General features: G+C 37.5%; 2 protein-coding genes. Both read right to left on the reverse strand.

What is annotated here, in order from left to right; translation table 11 throughout:
• Nucleotides 1–134: 134 nt before the first annotated feature.
• A complete protein-coding gene (locus UXI14_RS17925) occupies nucleotides 135–611 on the reverse strand; it encodes a hypothetical protein (RefSeq protein ID WP_277899111.1) in 477 nt (158 codons plus the stop codon).
• A gap of 120 nt (nucleotides 612–731) precedes the next feature.
• Complete coding sequence (gene fumC, locus UXI14_RS17930; RefSeq protein ID WP_277899112.1) at nucleotides 732–2,129, reverse strand: class II fumarate hydratase; 1,398 nt, start codon at nucleotides 2,127–2,129, stop codon at nucleotides 732–734.
• Between the last annotated feature and the right edge of the window lie 53 nt (nucleotides 2,130–2,182).

Below are 2,182 nucleotides of genomic sequence, written 5' to 3' on the forward strand. Positions count from 1 at the left end.
AAAAAAGAGACTATCCTTTTTGGACAGCCTCTTTTAAATGTTATATTGTTTTTATAAGGATTATTGGCTCCTTTTAATCTTAAAATTCCTCAACGGTGTAGCCTTGGGAATAGCCGGTTCCAAGAAATAATTTTTTAATCGCAATCCACTTTCTTAAGTGCTTGTTCGTCCATAAAGTTTATTTTGGAATTTTCCTTAAAAATAAATTTTCCATTTTTCTCAAGTGTTTCACCGTACCCCGGAACATAAGAATTTCCCTTTTTCATAAAAATGACTTCCCGAATGGAAGTAGTTCCTTCAGCCATAAAATTATAATCTGCTTTTAAAATATCACCGTTAATTTTTCCGGATAATGTGCCATGACTTTTATCTTTTTCATAAAACTTATAGGCCAAAGTCCCGGTAATAGAATCGTTTTCCTGCTCTAACATCATTTGGATGGAGTCTTTCCCTTTTACATACAAATAGCAAGTAACTTCTGGAAGGTTATCAATAATTTCATCTGTAGAAATTTGTTCTAATTCCCTTATTTCTTCTTTTTTGGGTTCTTTTTTACAAGCTGTAAATGCTAAAATGCTTAAAATTAATATGATTTTTCCTGAATACTTCATTGTTGAATATTGTTTGGATTGCTACTTCTGTGTTTAAAGAATTTAAAATGAAATTAATAAAAAAAGCTGCATGAAAGTAATTTCAAACAGCTTTTCTTATTTTATACAACTGGAATAGGCCTATTTTAGGCCACCGACCATATCTTCGGGTTTAACCCATTCATCAAATTCTTCGTTGCTAACATACTTTAAGGCCAATGCAGCTTCTTTTAAAGTAGTCCCTTCTTCATGAGCTTTGTTTGCAATTTCGGCAGCCTTATAATATCCTATTTTGGTATTTAAGGCCGTTACAAGCATTAATGAATTGTTTACCAGCTCGTTAATGCGTTTGGTATTGGGTTCTATTCCGTTGGCACAATGTTCTTCAAAGCTTATACATGCATCGCCGATAAGCCTTGCCGATTGCAAAAGGTTTGCGGCCATCATTGGTTTAAATACGTTAAGTTCGTAATGACCTTGAGTTCCGCCAACGCTTATGGCTACGTCGTTACCCATTACTTGTGCGCAGACCATGGTCAAGGCTTCGCATTGGGTCGGATTTACTTTTCCGGGCATGATCGAGCTTCCGGGCTCATTGGCCGGGATTATAATTTCGCCAATACCGCTTCTTGGTCCCGAAGCCATTAACCTGATATCATTGGCAATTTTATTCAATGAAACCGCCAATTGCTTTAGGGCACCGTGTGTTTCCACCAAAGCATCATGTGCGGCCAAGGCTTCAAATTTATTGTCTGCCGATTTAAAAGGGTGTTCCGTAAATTTAGCAATAAATTCGGCTACACGTTTTGCATACCCTTTCGGGGTATTTAAACCAGTTCCAACGGCTGTACCGCCCAATGCCAGTTCAGATAAATGTTCTAAAGTATTATTAAGGGCTTTTAACCCGTGATCCAGTTGAGAAACATAACCTGAAAACTCTTGCCCCAATGTTAGGGGCGTAGCATCCATAAGGTGTGTTCTCCCTATTTTTACTACTTCTTTAAATTCTGCAGATTTCTTTTTTAAGGTATTTCTAAGTTGTGTAACCCCTGGAATGGTATTTTCTACTACCATTTTGTAGGCGGCTATATGCATTCCTGTTGGAAAGGTATCGTTGGAAGATTGCGACTTGTTGACATCATCGTTTGGCTGAAGTGTTTTTTCGCCTTCGCCAATTTTTTTGCCTGCCAATTGGTGTGCACGGTTAGCAATAACTTCATTCACATTCATATTGCTCTGCGTGCCCGATCCCGTTTGCCAAATAACCAATGGAAACTGGTCGTCGTGCTTGCCTTCAAGAATTTCGTCGCACACTTGGGCAATCATGTCCCTTTTATCAATGGGTAAAACGCCCAATTCGCAATTGGTATATGCTGCGGCCTTTTTTAAATATGCAAAACCATGCACAATTTCTATTGGCATGGATGCCGGCGTACCTATTTTAAAATTATTTCTGGAACGCTCTGTTTGTGCACCCCATAGTTTGTTTGAAGGAACCTGAACTTCCCCCATAGTATCTTTCTCTATTCTAAAATCCATAGATTTAATAAACTTTTTTTGATGTACAAATTTACATTTTTATTTGTTTATTA

The sequence above is a fragment of the Galbibacter sp. PAP.153 genome (genome assembly GCF_037029175.1).
Lineage (GTDB): Bacteria > Bacteroidota > Bacteroidia > Flavobacteriales > Flavobacteriaceae > Galbibacter > Galbibacter pacificus.

What these genes read in the sequence shown, in the direction of transcription:
- UXI14_RS17925 (WP_277899111.1), bottom strand. Translation starts at nt 611, where the DNA reads ATGAAGTATTCAGGAAAAATCATATTAATTTTAAGCATTTTAGCATTT.
- fumC (WP_277899112.1), bottom strand. Translation starts at nt 2,129, where the DNA reads ATGGATTTTAGAATAGAGAAAGATACTATGGGGGAAGTTCAGGTTCCT.